19 protein-coding genes are annotated in these 17431 nt (G+C 73.1%); 7 read left to right on the top strand and 12 right to left on the bottom strand.

Annotated features, from left to right (window positions below):
• Window positions 1-6: 6 nt before the first annotated feature.
• Together OG738_RS38675 and OG738_RS38670 are read right to left on the bottom strand one after the other, a co-directional pair.
• Window positions 7-432 carry a Fur family transcriptional regulator gene (locus OG738_RS38675; RefSeq protein ID WP_329048497.1) on the bottom strand — a complete coding sequence of 142 codons (426 nt, stop codon included), beginning with the start codon at window positions 430-432 and terminating at the stop codon, window positions 7-9.
• Between the two features lie 55 nt (window positions 433-487).
• The gene (locus OG738_RS38670; RefSeq protein ID WP_329048495.1) at window positions 488-1639 is read right to left on the bottom strand and encodes an acyl-CoA dehydrogenase family protein; all 1152 of its coding nucleotides are present in this window, start codon (window positions 1637-1639) and stop codon (window positions 488-490) included.
• Between the two features lie 138 nt (window positions 1640-1777).
• On the opposite strand from OG738_RS38670, the gene OG738_RS38665 reads away from it, so the two are divergent.
• The gene (locus tag OG738_RS38665) at window positions 1778-2800 is read left to right on the top strand and encodes an LLM class flavin-dependent oxidoreductase (RefSeq protein ID WP_329048493.1); all 1023 of its coding nucleotides are present in this window, start codon (window positions 1778-1780) and stop codon (window positions 2798-2800) included.
• 41 nt (window positions 2801-2841) lie between these two features.
• Here the strand turns inward: OG738_RS38665 and OG738_RS38660 are convergent, their stop codons facing one another.
• Window positions 2842-3606, bottom strand: coding sequence for a polysaccharide lyase family 7 protein (locus tag OG738_RS38660; RefSeq protein ID WP_329048491.1), 765 nt, complete (start codon window positions 3604-3606; stop codon window positions 2842-2844).
• Between the two features lie 266 nt (window positions 3607-3872).
• Here OG738_RS38660 and OG738_RS38655 point away from each other — a divergent pair, with 266 nt between their 5' ends.
• On the top strand, window positions 3873-6140 hold the full coding sequence (locus OG738_RS38655; RefSeq protein WP_329048489.1) for a glycoside hydrolase family 3 N-terminal domain-containing protein: 2268 nt from the start codon (window positions 3873-3875) through the stop codon (window positions 6138-6140).
• Here OG738_RS38655 and OG738_RS38650 read toward each other — a convergent pair.
• Window positions 6127-7098 (bottom strand): Lrp/AsnC family transcriptional regulator, encoded by a 972-nt coding sequence (locus tag OG738_RS38650; RefSeq protein WP_329048488.1) that lies wholly within the window; start codon window positions 7096-7098, stop codon window positions 6127-6129. The two genes, OG738_RS38655 and OG738_RS38650, sit on opposite strands and share 14 nt — an antisense overlap.
• 80 nt (window positions 7099-7178) lie before the next feature.
• On the opposite strand from OG738_RS38650, the gene OG738_RS38645 reads away from it, so the two are divergent.
• On the top strand, window positions 7179-8429 hold the full coding sequence (locus OG738_RS38645) for an amidohydrolase family protein (protein WP_329048486.1): 1251 nt from the start codon (window positions 7179-7181) through the stop codon (window positions 8427-8429).
• Here OG738_RS38645 and OG738_RS38640 read toward each other — a convergent pair.
• Entirely contained in the window at window positions 8416-9033 is a 618-nt protein-coding gene (locus tag OG738_RS38640) for a class I SAM-dependent methyltransferase (protein ID WP_329048484.1), read from the bottom strand. The genes OG738_RS38645 and OG738_RS38640 overlap by 14 nt on opposite strands.
• Window positions 9034-9070: 37 nt before the next feature.
• Between OG738_RS38640 and OG738_RS38635 the strand changes: the two genes are divergently transcribed.
• Complete coding sequence (locus OG738_RS38635; protein WP_329048482.1) at window positions 9071-9499, top strand: MerR family transcriptional regulator; 429 nt, start codon at window positions 9071-9073, stop codon at window positions 9497-9499.
• Here OG738_RS38635 and mftD read toward each other — a convergent pair.
• The 7 genes from mftD to mftA form a co-directional block, all read right to left on the bottom strand.
• A complete protein-coding gene (gene mftD / locus OG738_RS38630; protein ID WP_329048480.1) occupies window positions 9491-10681 on the bottom strand; it encodes a pre-mycofactocin synthase MftD in 1191 nt (396 codons plus the stop codon). The genes OG738_RS38635 and mftD overlap by 9 nt on opposite strands.
• On the bottom strand, window positions 10678-12102 hold the full coding sequence (gene mftF / locus OG738_RS38625) for a mycofactocin biosynthesis glycosyltransferase MftF (protein ID WP_329048478.1): 1425 nt from the start codon (window positions 12100-12102) through the stop codon (window positions 10678-10680). The genes mftD and mftF overlap by 4 nt, the downstream gene beginning before the upstream one ends.
• Before the next feature lie 232 nt (window positions 12103-12334).
• Entirely contained in the window at window positions 12335-13114 is a 780-nt protein-coding gene (locus OG738_RS38620; RefSeq protein ID WP_329048476.1) for a mycofactocin-coupled SDR family oxidoreductase, read from the bottom strand.
• A 55-nt stretch (window positions 13115-13169) separates the two neighbouring features.
• The gene (gene mftE, locus OG738_RS38615; protein ID WP_329048474.1) at window positions 13170-13844 is read right to left on the bottom strand and encodes a mycofactocin biosynthesis peptidyl-dipeptidase MftE; all 675 of its coding nucleotides are present in this window, start codon (window positions 13842-13844) and stop codon (window positions 13170-13172) included.
• A gap of 2 nt (window positions 13845-13846) precedes the next feature.
• Window positions 13847-15010: a mycofactocin radical SAM maturase gene (gene mftC, locus OG738_RS38610; RefSeq protein ID WP_329048472.1), complete on the bottom strand. Its 1164-nt coding sequence runs from the start codon at window positions 15008-15010 to the stop codon at window positions 13847-13849.
• The gene (gene mftB / locus OG738_RS38605; RefSeq protein WP_329048471.1) at window positions 15010-15303 is read right to left on the bottom strand and encodes a mycofactocin biosynthesis chaperone MftB; all 294 of its coding nucleotides are present in this window, start codon (window positions 15301-15303) and stop codon (window positions 15010-15012) included. Before mftB ends, mftC begins: the two co-directional genes overlap by 1 nt.
• A complete protein-coding gene (mftA, locus tag OG738_RS38600; protein ID WP_329048470.1) occupies window positions 15293-15388 on the bottom strand; it encodes a mycofactocin precursor MftA in 96 nt (31 codons plus the stop codon). The genes mftB and mftA overlap by 11 nt, the downstream gene beginning before the upstream one ends.
• Window positions 15389-15494: 106 nt before the next feature.
• On the opposite strand from mftA, the gene mftR reads away from it, so the two are divergent.
• From mftR to OG738_RS38585, 3 genes are read left to right on the top strand one after another with little or no spacing between them, the layout of a single operon-like run.
• Entirely contained in the window at window positions 15495-16136 is a 642-nt protein-coding gene (gene mftR, locus OG738_RS38595; protein ID WP_329048468.1) for a mycofactocin system transcriptional regulator, read from the top strand.
• A 54-nt stretch (window positions 16137-16190) separates the two neighbouring features.
• Window positions 16191-16538: a GntR family transcriptional regulator gene (locus tag OG738_RS38590; RefSeq protein WP_329048466.1), complete on the top strand. Its 348-nt coding sequence runs from the start codon at window positions 16191-16193 to the stop codon at window positions 16536-16538.
• Window positions 16535-17431 (top strand): DUF1648 domain-containing protein, encoded by an 897-nt coding sequence (locus OG738_RS38585; protein WP_329048464.1) that lies wholly within the window; start codon window positions 16535-16537, stop codon window positions 17429-17431. Before OG738_RS38590 ends, OG738_RS38585 begins: the two co-directional genes overlap by 4 nt.

The raw sequence follows: 17431 nt of genomic DNA, 5'->3' as shown, positions 1-17431 counted from the left end.
CGGCAATCAATGGGAGGTTCGGGTGGCCGCGCAGTCGGGGCAGGTACCCCAGTAGACGACCTCCGCCTGGTCGATCACGAAACCGTGGTCGTCCGAGGCGGTCAGGCACGGGGTGTGGCCGACGGCGCAGTCGACGTCCGCGATCGCACCGCAGGTGCGGCACACGACGTGGTGGTGGTTGTCCCCGATCCGGGACTCGTACCGGGCGGTCGCCCCGGCGGGCTGGATGCGCCGCACCAGGCCGGTGTCGGTGAGCGCCCGCAGGACGTCGTAGATCGTCTGGTGCGACACCGTCGGGTGCTCGGCCCGCACCAGCGCGATCACCGTCTCGGTGTCGACGTGCGGGTGGTCGCGCAGCGCGGTGAGCACGGCCAGCCGAGGCCGGGTCACCCGCAACGAGGCCGCCCGCAGCTGCGCCTCGAAGTCGGTCATCACCCGGGTCACCCTAGGGGGCTTCTCTGGAATGAGTCAAGTTATGCCCGGCGTGTCACCCGATTCGGTTGCGGGCGATGAGCTGGGTCGCGATGACCGTCCGCTGGATCTCGTTGGTGCCCTCGCCGACGATCATCAGCGGCGCGTCGCGGAAGTAGCGCTCGACGTCGTACTCCTTGGAGTAGCCGTAGCCGCCGTGGACGCGGATCGCGTCCAGCGCGACCTGCATCGCGGTCTCGGACGCGAACAGCTTCGCCATCCCGGCCTCCAGATCGGCGCGCTCGCCGGCGTCGAGCTTCTCGGCGGCGTCGAGGGTGAGCAGGCGGGCCGCGCGCACCTTGGTGGCCATGTCGGCGAGCAGGTTGCCGACGGACTGGTGCTGCCAGATCGGCTTGCCGAAGGACTCGCGTTCCTGCGCGTACCGCACGGCGTCGTTCAGCGCCGCCTGCCCGACGCCCACCGCGCGCGCGGCGACCTGGATCCGGCCCACCTCCAGGCCGCGCATCATCTGCACCCAGCCTTCGTTCGGCGTCCCGCCCAGGACGGCGTCCGCGGGCACCGCCATGTCCTCGAAGACCAGTTCGCACGCTTCGACGCCGCGGTAGCCCAGCTTGGGCAGCTTGGGGGAGACGGTCAGCCCGTCGCCGGGTTCGACGAGCAGCACGCTCATGCCGCCGTGGGCGGGTTCCGCGTCGCGGTCGGTGATGCAGAGCAGGCCGATCAGCCCGGAGTGGGCGGCGTTGGAGATCCAGGTCTTGGACCCGGTGACCGCGTACCCGTCGCCGTCCGGCGCGGCGACCGTCCGCATGGCCTGCAGGTCGCTGCCGCCGCCGGGTTCGGTCAGCGCCATCGTGGCGCGGACGCCGCCGTCGGCCATCGCGGGCAGGTACTTCGCGCGCTGTTCGGGCGTGCCGAACGTCTTGATCAGGTACGTGATCACCGAGTGGCCGCCGATGGCCCCGGCCAGGCTCATCCAGCCGCGTGCCAGCTCCTCGGTGACCCGGGCGAAGCACGCGGTGCCGACGTCGACGCCGCCGTGGTCGGCGGGCACCAGGAGGCCGAAGAAGCCGAGCGTCTTCATCTCGTCGATGAGCTCGGCGGGGTAGCTGTCGTCGGCTTCGAACGCGCGGACGCGCGGGCGGACGCGCTCGTCGACGAACTCCGCCACCAGGGCCACCAGCTGCGTCTCGTCGTCGGTCAGCGCCATCGCCCGATCCTAACGCGGAGATTCTTTCCGGTTCCGGGAAAGGAACCCGCAATGGCGAACAACCGGACCGGCACTGTGCAAGCGGTCGGCCCGCTCACACCCGGGAATCATTGCCGGCCGCCGGACGCTGGGAGAGGTGTGAAGAAGATTGGCTTCCTCTCGTTCGGCCACTGGTCGGCGAGCCCGCACTCCGAGACCCGGTCCGCCGCCGACTTCCTGCACCAGTCGATCGACCTGGCGGTCGCGGCCGAGGAACTCGGCGTCGACGGCGCGTACTTCCGCGTGCACCACTTCGCGCGGCAGGCGGCGAGCCCGTTCCCGCTGCTCTCGGCGATCGGCGCGCGCACGTCGAAGATCGAGATCGGCACCGGCGTGATCGACATGCGCTACGAGAACCCGCTGTACATGGTCGAGGACGCCGGCGCGGCCGACCTGATCTCCGGGGGCCGGCTTCAGCTCGGTATCAGCCGGGGATCCCCCGAGCAGGTCATCGAGGGCTGGCGCTACTTCGGGTACGCCCCGGCCGACGGCGAGACCGACGCCGACATGGCCCGGCAGCACACCGAGGTCTTCCTCAAGCTGCTGGAGGGCGAAGGCTTCGCGCAGCCGAACCCGCGGCCGATGTTCGCCAACCCACCCGGGCTGCTGCGGCTGGAACCGCACTCCGCGGGCCTGCGCGAGCGCATCTGGTGGGGGTCCAGCTCCAACGCGACGAGCGTCTGGGCGGCCAAGCTGGGCATGAACCTGCAGAGCTCCACGCTCAAGGACGACGAGACGGGCGAGCCGCTGCACGTCCAGCAGCGCAAGCAGATCGAGGCCTACCGGGAGGCGTGGCAGGAAGCCGGGCACGAGCGCGAGCCGCGCGTGTCGGTCAGCCGCAGCATCTTCGCGCTGACGAACGACCAGGACCGCGCGTACTTCGGCCGCGACCGCAACTCACGCGACCAGGTCGGCATGATCGACGAGAACACCCGGGCGATCTTCGGGCGCTCCTACGCCGGCGAGCCGGACGAGCTGGTGCGCGAGCTGAAGGAGGACGAGGCGGTCCAGGCCGCGGACACGCTGTTGCTGACCATCCCGAACCAGCTGGGCGTCGACTACAACGCGCACGTGCTGGAGAGCATCTTGACGCACGTCGCCCCGGAGCTGGGCTGGCGCTGAGCCGGGCGCGCCCGGTGGTGGCGGCCACCGGGCCGGTGCGGTCAGCCGTGGGAGACGGTCAGGCCGTAGAACGCCACCCGCGCGCCCTTGGTCGTGCTGTCCGACGAGGACTGGTTGTACGAGCCCGCCTTGAAGTACTGCTTGTACGCGGCGAACGACGACGGGATCGCGTAGTGGGTGGTGCTGCCGTTGACCGTCAGGTCGATGGTGGTGCCGCCCGAGATGCCGATCGTGTACGTCCAGGTCTTGCCGATCGACACGTGCCCGACGGTGTGCGCGGTCTGGCCGCCGTCGGGGGAGTTCTCGGTGCCGAGGACGATGTCGCCGTTCGAGTGGTAGTACAGCTCCAGCAACGGTTTCGTCGACGAGCCACCCGTGCCGAGGTGGACCTGGCCCACGCACACGTTCGACGTCACCGACACCACGCGCAGCGTCGCGGTCAGCTTGTGCGACCCGCTCAGCGACCAGTTCGCCGCCGAGCCGTCGCGGTTCATCTCGCGCAGCTCGGACCGCGCGTAGTTCGAATTCGGCGTGGTGACGCCCTTTTCCGGCGCCCAGAAGGTCATCGCGCCGTCCCGGGTGTCGGTGTAGAAGTAGCTGTCCTGGAAGCCGTTCGCGCCCTGCAGGCGCGACGAGGAGATGGTGGTCGGCGAGCCGGGGGAGCCGACCGGCTCCTGCAGCTGCCAGATCCCCAGGTCGAAGTTGCCGCCGGGGGCCACCGACGGGTCGGCCGCCAGTGCGGGGAGGGCGGTGGCGGCGGCCAGTGCCGGGACCGCCAGCAGGACGAGCAGGGAACGCACGCGCATCGAGGTGTCCTTTCGCGACGTGGACGCGGACCGGAGCGCGGGCGCGCTCCGCTCCACCATTCGTTCACGGAGGTGAATAAATGGTCTGGACAACCCGGCGGCGTGAACGAACGTTAAGACGGCGTTGGCAGGTTGTCAAGGATTGACATCGGCTGGATCGGCTCAGCAGGAAGCGCTTGCCAGGACGGGCTCGGCGTCACGAGGTGGAAACCGGGCATTCGTGCTTATGCTGACGGCCCTCGTTCTCTCGCGAAAGGGTCCCCGCCATGGAACAGCCCGAGAGTCACGCAGCCCCGTCGCCGACCGCCGACGGCGTCAACCGGCGGAGCCTCCTCGCCGGGGTCGGCGGCCTCCTCGCCGCCGGGGGAGTCGCCTCAGTGCTCGCCCCGCCCGCCGCCGCGGACCCCGCCGCGCGGCCCGAGCGGAACCCGCGGGTCGAAGACCTGCTCGGGAAGATGACCCTCGCCGAGAAGCTCGGCCAGCTCCAGCTGGTCGGCACCGAGGACCTCGCGCGGACGTCCCTCGCCACCGGGCAGCTCGGCGGGGTGTTCTCCGTGGTGGGCGCGGCGAAGCTCAACGCGCTGCAGAAGATCGCCGTCGAGCAGACGCGGCTGCGCATCCCGCTGATCTTCGGCCTCGACGTGATCCACGGCTACACCACGAACTTCCCGATCCCGCTGGCCCAGGGCGCGAGCTTCGACCCCGGCGTGCCGGCCGCCGACGCGACGGTCGCCGCGAAGGAGGCCCGCCGCAGCGGCATCCACTGGACCTACGCGCCGATGATGGACGTCACGCACGAGCCACGCTGGGGGCGCATCGCCGAAGGATCGGGCGAAGATCCTTACCTGGCTTCGCAGATGGCCGTGGCGAAGGTCCGCGGCTACCAGGGCGGCGACTACTCGTCACCGGACCGCCTCGCCGCCTGCGCCAAGCACTTCGTCGCCTACGGCGGTGCGGAAGGCGGCCGCGACTACAACACCGTCGACGTCTCGCTGCAGCGGCTGCACAACCTCTACCTGCCGCCGTTCAAGGCGAGTGTCGAGGCCGGCGTGGCGACGGTGATGGCGAGCTTCAACACCATCAGCGGCGTCCCCGCGCACGGCAACGGCTACGTCCTGCACGACGTCCTCAAGGGTACCTACGGCTTCCGCGGGTTCGTCGTCAGCGATTACACCGGCATCGAGGAGCTGATCAACCACGGTCTCGCCGGGGACGGCGCGGACGCCGCGGCCGCGGCGCTGCCGGCCGGCGTCGACATGGAGATGGTCAGCACCAACTACGTCCGGTACGGGCAGCAGTTGCTGGCCGAGCGCCGGATCACGCGCGAGCAGATCGACGACGCCGTCCGCCGGATCCTGCTGGTCAAGGTCAAGCTGGGCCTCTTCGAGCACCCGTACGTCGACGAAACCGGCGAGGTGAAAGCGCCTTCGCCCGCCGCGCTCGCCGCGTCACGGCAGGCCGCCGGGCGGTGCATGGTGCTGCTCAAGAACGACGGGCCGGTGCTGCCGCTGGCCAAGACGGTCGGCTCGGTGGCCGTCGTCGGCCCGCTCGGCGCGGCGACCTACGACCTCAACGGCACCTGGGCGGGCCTGGGCACCGGCGCGGGCACGACCCCGCCGGTGACGGTGGTCGACGGCATCAAGGCCGCGGTGCCCGGGGCCACGGTGACCTACACCGCGGGCTGCACCGTCGACGGGACCGACACCGGCGGGTTCGCCGCCGCGCAGCAGGCCGCCCGCGCGGCCGACGTCACCGTCGTCGTGGTCGGCGAAACCGCCGCGATGAGCGGTGAAGCGGCCGCACGCAGCAACATCGACCTTCCCGGCGTGCAGCAGGGGCTCGTCGCCGCGATCAAGGACACCGGGAAGCCGTTCGTGGTGGTGCTGGTCAACGGCCGGCCGCTGACGATCCCGTACCTGCACGACAACGCGCCCGCGATCCTCGAGGCGTGGGCGCCGGGTGTGCAGGGCGGCCACGCGGTCGCGGACGTCCTGTTCGGCACGGTCAACCCGGGCGGCAAGCTGCCGGTGAGCTTCCCGCGCGCGGTCGGCCAGATCCCGATCTACTACAACCACGAGAACACCGGACGCCCGGCCGACCCGAACAACAAGTACACGTCGAAGTACCTCGACCTGGAGTCCGGCCCGCTCTACGAGTTCGGCCACGGCCTGTCGTACACGACCTTCCGCGTCGACGGCCTCCGGCTTTCGGACTCGCGGATGGCCGCCCGCGGCGGCCGGATCCAGGTGAGCGCCCGGGTGACGAACACCGGCGGCCGCGCGGGCGACGAGGTCGTCCAGCTCTACCTGCACGACCCGGTCGCCTCCATCGTGCAGCCCGTCCGGCGGCTGCGCGGGTTCCAGCGGGTCACCCTCGACGCGGGTGCGTCGACGACCGTCTCGTTCACACTCACCCCGGACGACGTCGGCTTCTACGACAACGCCGCGAAGTTCCGCGTCGAGCCGGGGAAGATCGAGGTGTACGTGGGCACCAGCTCGGCGGCCACGCTGTCCGCGAGCTTCACGGTCGGCTGAGCGCCGATCCCGCCCGCTTCACCGTCTCGGTGATCGGTGCCGTCTCCACGGAGGTGAGGCCCGGCAGCCGCGCGACCGGTCCCGTCAGGTACCGGTGGAGGGCGGCGTTGTCCGGGCAGTTGACCGCCGCGTAGAGGGTGGCCGGGCCGGTCGTGGCCGCCGCGAACGACACCTCGGGGTGGGCCGCGAGCGCCCGCCCGGCCTCGTCCTGCGTGGCGGGGCCGACGCCGAGCCAGAGCATCGCGAGCTTGGTGCGGCCGAGCACGCGCGGGTCGTGGTCCAGGTCGAAGTAGAGCACGCCGTGGCGGCGCAGCTCGGTCAGCCGCCGCTGGGCGGTCGACGCCGAACACCCGGCGGCGCGGGCCAGTTCGGGGTAGCCGGCCCGGCCGTCCCGCGCGAGCACGGCCGTCATCGCGCGGTCCGTCGCCGTGAGCGCCACGACGCCGGGGTCCGCGCGGGGACCGAACCGCAGGGCGGCGACCTGGTCGTCGGCCAGCGGGCCGGTCTTGGTCACGATGCTCAACTCGCCGCCGTAGTAGGTGTGCAGAAGGCAGTGCGCGCTGATCTCCTTGACCCGCGGGGTGTTCGGCAACGCGTGCAGCAGCGTCGGCCCGGTGCTTGCGCTGCTGCGGGCGACGCACATGATTTCGGTGCCACCGGAAGCGATGTGGACCCAGGAGGTCTCGTCGTGGCGGGCCAGCGCCCGCGCGATCGTCCCGGTGCGGTCCGGCGCGCACCGGATCCGCAGGAACCATTCCTCCTCGCCGACGGCTTCGGGCCGGAGCTGTCCGGTGACCCGCAGACCGGCCGCGACGCGCAACCGGCTGTACCGGCGGTGGACGGTCTGCGCGGAGACCCCCACGACGTCGGCGACGCGCTGGAGCGGCGCCCGCCCGTCGACCTGCAGCGCGTGGAGGATCTTCCGATCCAGGACGTCGAACTCGGGAGATTCGGTCATCAGGCCCTCCTGTGCGGAGGATCTTCCCATTTCACGTCGGTAGGTGGTTCCCGAGCCCGGCCGGGCCCGACCGTGGAGGCATGACGAACTCCCTGATCATCCGCGGCGCGCGGGTCCTCACGATGGATCCCGGCCTCGGCGACCCGGACCGCGCGGACATCCTCGTCACCGGCGGCCGGATCGCCGGTGTCGGCCCGGACCTGACCGCCGCCGCCGCGGCGGAGATCGACGCTTCGGGGTGCCTCGCGATCCCCGGATTCGTCGACACGCACCGGCACATGTGGCAGGCGACCCTGCGCGGCAGCGCGCCGCACCACACCCTGGCCGAGTACTTCGGCACCGTCCTCGAGCGCGTCGGCCCCACCTTGACGCCGGAAGACCTGTACCTCGGGAACCTGCTGTCGGCGTACGCGGCGCTGGACGCCGGCATCACCACCGTGCAGGACGTCTCGAACATCCAGGACACCCCGGCCGCGTCCGACGCGCTGGTCCAGGCGCTGAAGGACAGCGGCATCCGCGCCGTCTTCGCCTACGGCAACAGCTTTCCCCGCGCCCAGCGCCACGGCGCGGCCCTCGACGCCGACGTGTGCCGCGTCCGTTCCGCGCTGCTGCCGGACGACGGCGCGCTGGTCACGCTCGCGCTCGTCACCGAGCCGGGCGACGACGAGGCCGAACGCCACAACGCCCGCCTCGCGGACGAACTCGCCGTCCGCACGGCCCGCCACGTCGTGCACCGCCACCACGGCGAAGGGCCCGTCTCCCGGCTGCACGCGCTCGGCGTCCTGCGGCCCGGCACCACGTTCATCCACGGCACCGGACTCGACGCGGGCGAGCTGGCCCTGATCGCCGACAGCGGCGGGTCGCTGTCGATCGCCCCGGCGGTCGAGCTGGTGATGGGCCACGGGCACCCGCCGTTCGCCGCCGCGACCCGGGCGGGGGTCCCGGTGAGCCTCAGCACGGACGTCGAGGTCACCGTGGCCGCGGACATGTTCACGCAGATGCGCGCGGCCTACCAGGTGTCCCGGTACGACGAGCTGTCCGCGGGCGAGCCGGTGACGACCGTGCGAGACGTACTGCGCACCGCGACCAACGGCGGGACGCTGGCTCCCGGCCGGCCGGCGGACGTCGTGCTGCTGCGGGCCGACGGCGTCGGCGTCGCGCCGGTGTTCGACCCGTACAGCACGGTGACGCAGCAGATGGACCGTGCGCACGTCGACACGGTCCTGGTCGCGGGCCGGATCGTGAAGCGCCACGGGCGGCTGCTCGCCGACGTCGGCGAGCACCTGGCGGCCGCGGACCGCCTGCGGGACCGGCTGCTCAGTGCGGGGTGACGCCGAGGACGCACGCGACCGGCGGGTCGAGGTCGAGCGTCTCCACCCGCAGTTCGGTGAATCCCGCCTGGGTGAGCAGGTCCTGCAGTTCCCGGGCGGCCCGGGCCGTGGTGCCCCGGTCGGCGCCGGGACACCTCGGCTGGGACGCGAGCGCGATGCGCCCACCGGGCCGTAGCAGGCGCCGCAGCTCGCGGAGCCGCTCCGGCGGATCGGGCCAGAAGCCCGCGTTGTTGACGGCGAGCACGGCGTCGAGCGGTTCGCCGAACGACGGCAGGTGCACCACCGAGGCGTGGACCAGCTCGATCCGGTCGGCCGCGGCTCGGGTGCGCCGGCTCGCCCGCTCGACCATGACCGCGGAGTGGTCGACGCCGTAGACCCGGCCCCGGGTCGCGCGGGCGGCCAGCTCGCCGAGCGCGATCCCGGGGCCGAAGCCGACTTCGAGCACCCGGTCCTCCGGCTGGACGTCCAGGAGGGAGACCACCCAGACGTTGCGCCGCCGGTTGGAGCTCCGGTGGGCCATCACCCGCCCGGCGACCCGCCCGCCGATGCCGTGCGGGTGGTGGAACTGCCCGATCATCCGCTGCTTGAGACCTGTCTTCGCCATGCCGCGAGTGAACGGCTTCAAGTACGCTCGAAGTCAAATGTCCGAGGAGCTGCTGACGATCGGTGAGCTGGCCCGCCGCACCGGCGTGGCCACCTCGGCCCTGCGGTACTGGGAGGAGCAGGGCCTGCTCCCGGCGCCCGGCCGGGTCGCGGGCCAGCGGCGTTACCCGCTCGCGGCGGTCGAGTTGGTCGGCGAGATCCTGATCTTCCGGGACATCGGGTTCACCCTGCGCGAACTGAAGACGCTGATGGGCCTGCGCACGTCGGCCGCGGCGGGCTGGCGCGAACTGCAGCAGCGCAAGCTCGCCGAACTGGACGCCCGGATCGCCCGCGCCCAGGCCGCTCGCACGGCGATCGCGCACGGCTTGGACTGCCCCCACGAGGACGTCCACGACTGCCCGAACTTCCGCCGCGGCGTCGCGGCCCGGCTGGCCGGCGCGACGCTGGAAGAGGCCCACTCACACTGAACTCCGGGTCCCGGCGCCCAGGGCGCGGGGGAACGTCTCCGGGATCCGGACGTCGTCGCGGCTCAGGTCGTGCACGCTGCCGTGACCGAGGGCGAGCAGCGTCGAATCGATGCCGGTGCGCAGGACGTCGAGGACGTTTTCGACACCCGCCTGGCCGTTGGCGGCGAGCCCCCACAGGTACGCGCGGCCGATGAGGACGGTCCGTGCGCCGAGTGCGAGCGCCTTGACGACGTCGCTGCCACGCCGGATTCCGCCGTCCAGCAGGACTTCCACCTGCTCGCCGACGGCGTCGGCGATCGCCGGCAGCGCCCGGATCGTCGCCGGGGTGCCGTCGAGGTTGTTGCCGCCGTGGTTCGAGACGGAGATCGCGCTGACGCCCGCGTCGACCGCGCGCCGGGCCTCGTCGACGCGGATGACGCCCTTGAGCAGGAACGGCCCGTCCCACTGGGTGCGCAGCCAGGCCACGTCGTCCCACGACGGCGGGGGCGTCTGCATCCACTGGCCGTACGCCCCGAAGAAGGTCGGGATCGGCGTGCCGGGTTCGGCCATGTTGGGCACGCCGAGGTCGGGCAGCTTGCGGGTGCGCGCGTAGTCCAGCAGCCAGCGCGGGCGGGCCAGGCCTTCGGGCGCGAAGCGCAGCAGCTCGCGGACGGTGAGCTTGTCGGGGATGTGCGGGCTGCCCCAGTCACGGCTGTGGGAGAACGACCAGTCGAGCGTGAGGATGATCCCGGCCGCTCCGGCGCGCCGCGCGCGGTCCAGCCGGCCGAGGATGTCGTCGCGGCCGCCGGTCCAGTAGACCTGGAAGAACGTGGCCGGATTGGCGGCGACGACGTCCTCGATCGGCTTGCCGGCGAAGGAACTCAGGCCCATCGCGGTGCCGCGGGCGGCCGCCGCACGGGCGACGGCGACCTCGCCGTCCGGGTGCACCGCCTGCACGCCGGTCGGCGAGATCACCACGGGCAGCGCGATGTCCTGGCCGAGCACCGTGGTGGCGAGTGCGCGTTCACCGGACTGCCCGGCGGTGCGGGGCGCGAACGTCAGCTCGTCGAACGCGTCGAGGTTGTCCTTGAGCGTCAGGCCCTTCTCGGAGCCGGCGACGAGGGCCGAGTAGACGGACGCGGGCAGGCGCTTCTTCGCCCGCCGCTGCGCTTCGGCGACGGATTCGAACCAGGTGTCGCTCATGCGGGGCCTCGCTTTTCCTTGCTGTCGACGCGCAACGGGCGCCAGGCGATCTCGGGCAGCACCGGGCCGAGCGTCCGGTGGGTCAGGCAGCCGGCCCAGACGCCGGTGCCGTAGGCGATGTCGTCGGCGAGGGCGCCGGCGGTGTAGCGGACGGGATCCAGGCCGGGCCGGTCGCCGAACCACCGGGTCAGCGGCGGCCCGAGCAGCAGCGACGCGACCGCGGCGCGCCGTCCCCACCCGGGTCGCACCAGCAGCGCGGCGACGACCGGCGCGGCGAACTGGGTGGTGTACCGGCCGGTGCCGAGCCACGTCTGGTGGACGGCGGTGCCCATCGCGCGGACCACGCCTTCGGCCGGGATGTCGTGCGCTCGCAACGTCTTCAGCATGCTCAGGACGGCCCCGGCGAAGCCGCCTGCCGCGATCACCGGTCGCCGGGCGAGCACCGCGGCGACGGTCAGGGCCGGCCACGGGTGCAGGACGAGCGGGGCGAGGTTCCCGGGGTGGCGTCTGGCGAGCGGGGCGGCGGACGTGCCGTACCGAGCGCGACGGCTGAGGAGCTCCCGCCAGGTCGTGGGCTCCTGGTGGTCGACGTGGACGTCCGGGGCGTACCGGACCCGGTGGCCGGCGGCGTGCAGCCGCCAGCCGAGGTCGACGTCCTCGCCGACGCGCAACTGCTCGTCGAACCCGCCGACCCCGCGCACGGCGGACCGGCGGACGACCAGCGCGGCGGTCGGGACGTAGGACATCCGGGTGCGCGGCGCGACGCGCGCGGGCCGGTCACCGAGGTCGAGCCCGCCGGCTGCCTTCGTGTACCGGCCGGCGGCCGTGTCGGGGGCCGAGGCGCGGACGCGGGGGGCGATCGCGGCGAGGAGAGGGTCGGCGAAGTGGGCCGCCAGCCGGCCGGCCCAGTCGCCGCCTGCGGTGCAGTCACTGTCCACAAAGGCCACCAGTTCGGTGGAGACGTGTGCCAGCGCGGTGTTCCGCGCAGCGCCGGGCCCGCCGTTGACGTCCCGGCGCACGAGCTTCGCCCCGTGCGCGCCGGCCACCGCGGCGATCGCGGCCGGGTCCCCGGACCCGTCGTCGACGACGACCACGGGGTGGCGCCCGTCGAGCGCGGCCAGGCAGCGGGCCAGGGGACCGGGGCGGTCGAGAACGGGGATGACGACGGTGAGCTCCGGGGGCGCGGCCGCTTCCGGCGGCACGGGATGGGCGAGACCGGCGTCGGTGAGCCGGCGGGCCAGCGCGCCGGCGGCTGCGGAGACGATCGGGCCGCGGGCGAGTTCCCGCCAGGCTTTCCGGCCGGCCGGGGTCAGGCGGAGGACGCGGGCGGGCGAGCCGCCGAACCAGAGGTCGTCCCGGAGCCGCTTGGTGTCCGCGTCGAGGACGACCCGGAAGCCGGGTGGCAGGGGAGTGGTGGTCATGGGACCGGCCCTCCGTGGACGCGGGCCAGCTGGGGGCACGGGCCGGGCTTCGCAGGGGTGCCGGGGCCTGGATGGGGCTCGGCGGGGTCGGCGAGGTGCCGAGAACCCGGGCCGGACTTGGCTCGGAATCCGGCGGCGGCGCCGTTCGGCAGGTCGCCGCGCGACCGACTGATCTGCGGATCAAGCCCGCGAACTCCGGGGGCGGCGATCATCAGGTGGGCGTGCGGGGGCGTCACAGGGCCAGCCCTCCGTCCACCGGCACCACCGCGCCGGTCGTCGCGCCGCTGTCCGGATCCGCGAGGAACACCAGGACCCGGGCGACCTCGGCCGGCTCCAGCACCCGCCCGATCGGTTGCTGCGCAGCGAAATCCGATGCGCCGGGCAGGCCGTACAGCCGGGCGCTCTCGGCGAGGATCGGGGTGTCGGTCGAGCCGGGGCTGACCGCGTTGGCGGTGACGCCGGTGCCGCCCAGCTCGGCGCCCAGCGCGCGGACCAGGCCCGCCACCCCGGCCTTCGCCGCGCAGTAGGCCGCCAGCATCGGCAACCCGCGCGTCGCGGCGGCGGACGCGACCGCGAGGAACCGGCCCGACCTCGGCTCCGGACGGCGCAGCAACGCCGGGATCGCCGCCCGCGCCAGGTTGACCACGCCGCGCAGGTCCACGTCCAGCACCGCGTCCTCCTGCTCCGGCGGGACCTCCCACAGCGGCACGCCCCCGGCGATCACCCCGGCGGCCGCGACGGCGACGTCGAGCCCGCCCCACCGCCGTTCGGCTTCGCTCACCGCGGCGGCGAGTGCCGCGGCATCCCGCACGTCGGCGACGAACGCCCGGGCGCCCGTCTCTTCGGCGACGGCGGCCAGCTCGGCCTCGCTCCCCAGCGCATAGGGCAGCGCGGGATCATCGGCGGCGACGTCCACCGCGAGCACGGCGTACCCCCGATCGGCCAGCTGCCGCACGGTCGCAGCCCCGATCCCCCGGGCGGCGCCGGTGACGAGTGCGGTGCGCGGGTTCATGATCTACTGTCCACAAGGGACATGATGGTGCGATGCGTGGCGTGTCCTCGCGGGGTCATGCCCAACCCTCCACTTGCGACACCAGCTGAGCGGCCAGCGAGTCCAGCAGCACGCGTCCTTCCGCGGCCGTCGCGGCGGTCGGGTCGCCGAGGACGCCCGTCCGGCTCACCGCGCGGACTCCGCCCTGCCGCAGCAGCGGCAGCACCGCACCCAACGGCCGCCGATCTCCGGCCACCGCTTGGGACATCCGCACGCGCGCGGGCCGCAAGGCCAGCTGCAGCGCGGTTTCCGGGCGTCCCGCGTGCGGGTCCCCTTCCCAGCGCGGCTGGAACACCTCGACGGCGCGGGACTCCGCCCGCAGCCGTGCGACGGCACGGGCGACCGGCGCCGCGTTTCCGCCGTGGGCGGAGACGAACAGGAGCCGGGTGAACGTCTCCGCCGCGGATCGGCCCAGTTCCAGCAGCACCAGCTCCGTGGCGGCCTGGCCGATAGAGAGCGTCCCGGCGAACCCGGCGTGCTCGCCGCTGGACCCGAACGCCAAGGCGGGCGCCACCAGGACGTCCGGCCGCGCCGAGGCCAGCCGGTCGCACAGCGCCAGCGCGATGTCCGTGTCGGTCGAGAGCGGCAGGTGCGGGCCGTGCTGCTCGGTCGCGCCCACCGGCACGGCCAGGATCGCCCCGTTCGCCGCCCGCGAGGCGACGTCCGGCCAGGGCAGGTCCGCGAGCCGCACGGTCAGCGCCGGAACCCGGCGAGCGGGCTTTCGTCGCAGGCGCGCTCCGGCGGTCGGCGCATCCCGATGGTCACCGGCACCGGACGCCGCCGGTGGGAGTGGTCGAGCGACGGCTTCGGCACGCTCGTGACGCCCGTGAGCGCCGGTTCGCCGTGGCCGCGCACGCACTCCGGGTCCGGGCCGTCCAGCGGCAGGCCGGTGAAGAACTTCGCCGCCATGCACCCGCCGCGGCAGGCGTCGAACGCCGAGCACGACTCGCAGGCGCCGCCGCTCTGCGGCGAACGCAACGACGTGAACAGCTCAGATTCCCGCCAGACACGCGCGAAGCCGGAGTCTCGGACGTTGCCCGCGAGGAAGGTGTCGTGGATGGCGAACGGGCACGCGTAGACGTCGCCGACCGGGTCGACCAGGCACACGACGCGTCCGGCGCCGCAGAGGTTCAGCCCGGGCAGGCCGCCGTCGCCGTAGCCCGCGAGGTGGAAGAACGAGTCACCGGTCAGCACGTTCTCGCCGTGGGCCACCAGCCAGTCGTACAGCGAACGCTGCTGGGCGGCGGTCGGGTGCAGCTCGTCCCAAGTGTCCGCGCCGCGGCCGGACGGGCGCAGCCGCGTGATCCGCAGCTGGGCGCCGTAGCGGTCGGCGATGGCCTTGAACGCGTCGAGCTGACTCACGTTGTGGCGGGTCATCACCACCGAGATCTTGAAGTTCTCGAAGCCCGCGCCGGAAAGGTGGTCCATCGCGCGGATCGCGGTGGCGTAGGAGCCGGGGCCGCGGACGGGGTCGTTGACTTCGGCGGTGGCGCCGTCGAGGGAGATCTGGACGTCGACGTAGTCGCTCGCGGCCAGCCGGCGTGCCACCTCCGGGGTGATCTTCACGCCGTTGGTGGAGAACTTGACGCCGACGTGGTGTTCGGTGGCGTAGTCGACGAGTTCCCAGAAGTCCGGGCGCACAGTCGGTTCGCCGCCGCCGATGTTGACGTAGAAGACCTGCATGCGCTCGAACTCGTCGATCAGCGCCTTGCACTCCACTGTGGACAGTTCGCGCGGATCCCGCCGTCCGGACGAGGAAAGGCAGTGCACGCAGGACAAATTGCAGGCGTAGGTGAGTTCCCAGGTGAGGCAGATGGGGGCGTCGAGCCCGTACTGGAATTCGTCCACGAGGGACATCAGCGACTCCTCGGCTGGATCATCCGCGACGCGGCGAGGGCGGCCAGCGCCGCGCGGTACCGCGGCAGCTCCGGGGCGCCGACTCCCGCGCCGGTACAGGCGGCGCGGGCGGACGGGTGCTCGGCCAGCGACCGGACGACGGTCAGCAGCGCCGGGCTCTTCAGGAAGGACAGCCGGCGGGTGCCGAAGTGGTACAGCAGGGCGCCGAACCGCTCGGGCCGGATCGCGACCCGGTCGTCGAGGCGCCACGCGCCGTCCAGGTCGAAGCCCGCCGGCGAGTCCTCAGTAGACACCGCACATGCCGTCGATCGAGACCTCTTCGACCAGCAGTTCCTCGGCGACGACCTCGTCGGGCTCAGCGGCAGCGTTCTCGCTCATCCTGACTCCTTCGGCAGTGATGATTTTCGGCACTGAGTGTCGAATAGGGGGGAGAGTAGTGTCACCCCGTGTCAATAATCAAGGCCTCCGACGAAACGGCACCCGGATGACCGATGACGTCCTCGCCCGGCCCGCGAACCGCCGGGGCCGCCCGCCGGGCACCAGTGCCCGGGAGCTCGAGCTCGCCGCGCTGCGGCTGTTCGGCGAGCAGGGCTTCCACGAGACGACCGTCGACCAGATCGCCGCGGCGGCCGGCGTCAGCAGGCGGACGTTCTTCCGCTACTACGACGCCAAGGCCGACGTCCTCTGGAACGAGTTCGACACCGAGGTCGAGACGATCCGCGGGCTGCTCGCCGACATGCCCGCCGACCTGCCGGTGCTGGAGGCGGTGCGCCGCGCGGTGCTGGCGGCCAACCACTACCGCGCGGACGACGTGCCGGAGCTGCGCCGCCGGATGACGCTGCTGAGCACGGTGCCGGACCTGGCCGCGAGCGCCGCGATCCACTACGACGCGTGGGAGCGGGCGGTGAGCGCGTTCGCCGCTCGCCGGTCCGGGCAGCCGGAGGACTCGCTGTACCCGCTGGTGGTGGGGCGCGCGGTGCTCGCGGCCTGCCGCGCGGCGTATGACCGGTGGTCCGCCCGCGCCGATGCCGACCTGACGGTGTACCTGGACGCGGCGCTGCGGGCGCTGGCGGCCGGGCTCGCCGACGGCGTGCTGGGTGCGGAGCCGGAACCGGTGCCGAATTGAATGATGGTCACCCGCTGGCGGTGAGTGCTGACTTGTTCTAGTATTTGTAGAACAATGCTACTGAGGCTGGACGACCGGGACACCGCGCCGCTGCACGAGAAGATCGCGGCGGGACTGCGGCACGCGCTCGCGGCGGGGGAGGTCGCCGTCGGCGAGCGGCTGCCGGCCGCGCGCGAGCTGGGCGCGTCACTCGGGGTCAACATGCACACCGTGCTGCGCGCCTACGCCCAGCTCGCGGACGAAGGCCTGGTCACCATGCGGCGCGGGCGCGGGGTGACCGTGCTGGCCGCGGGGCTGGACCGGGCCGAGCTGCACCACCGGATCCGGGCGCTGCTCGACGAGGCGCGGCGGCTCGGCATCCCCCGCGGCGAGCTGGTCGCGCTGATCGAGGAGGTCCGATGAGGCCCACGCTCACGCGGTACGCGATCCCGGCGGTGATCCTGCTCGCGATCGTCGTGCCGGCACTCGTCCTGGCGGCGCGGCTGCCCGACTCGATCGCCGTGCACTGGACGTGGAACGGCGTGCCCAACGGCCACGCGCCGGGGTGGCTGGTGACCGCGGGCGTGGCGGCGTTCTGGTGCGTCGGGTGGGCGGCGGTGGTCAGGGACGCCGCGGCGGCGGCCGGGGTCTACGGCCTCGGCGGCATCCTCCTGGCCGCGCATTCGGCCGGGCTGTGGGCGAATCTCGACGTGACGTCGTGGGAGCGGGCCCGCCCGGTGAACTGGGCCGTGGCCGTCGGGATCCTCGCCGTGGGACTGGTGGCGGTCGCCGCCGGCCGGTGGCTCGCGCCGGCGAAACCGGCGGCGCTCGCGGGGACCGCACCGTCCGCCGGGCTCGGCCCGGACGAGCGGGCCGTCTGGTCGGGGACCGCACACAACTTCCTCGTGGTGGCCGCCGTGCCGGTCGCGGCCGCCGTCGCCGCGGTGCTCGGGGACGCGCGCCTGTGGTGGGGTGGGCTGCTGATCTCCTTGGTGGCGCTGCTCTTTTCGTCCGTGCGGGTGCTCGTGGGGCCGGCCGGGGTGCGCGTGCGGGCCGGGCTGCTCGGGTGGCCGCGGCGGACCTGGGGCTACGCCGACATCGCGGAGGCCCGCTCCGACCGGATCGTGCCACTGGCCTACGGCGGCTGGGGCTGGCGGCGGCGGCCGACGCGGACGGCGGTGGTGGTGCGGGCCGGGGACGGCCTGGTGCTGCGGCTGCGGTCCGGGAGCACGTTCGTCGTCACCGTGGACGGGGCGCACACGGCGGCGGGGCTCGTCAACGACTACGTCTCCCGGCACCGCTCGCCGGCTTCGTAG

The sequence above is a fragment of the Amycolatopsis sp. NBC_01488 genome (assembly GCF_036227105.1).
Taxonomy (GTDB): Bacteria; Actinomycetota; Actinomycetes; order Mycobacteriales; family Pseudonocardiaceae; genus Amycolatopsis.
The sequence above is the reverse complement of the archived record's forward strand: the minus strand, read 5'-3'. Positions and strand labels throughout refer to the sequence as shown.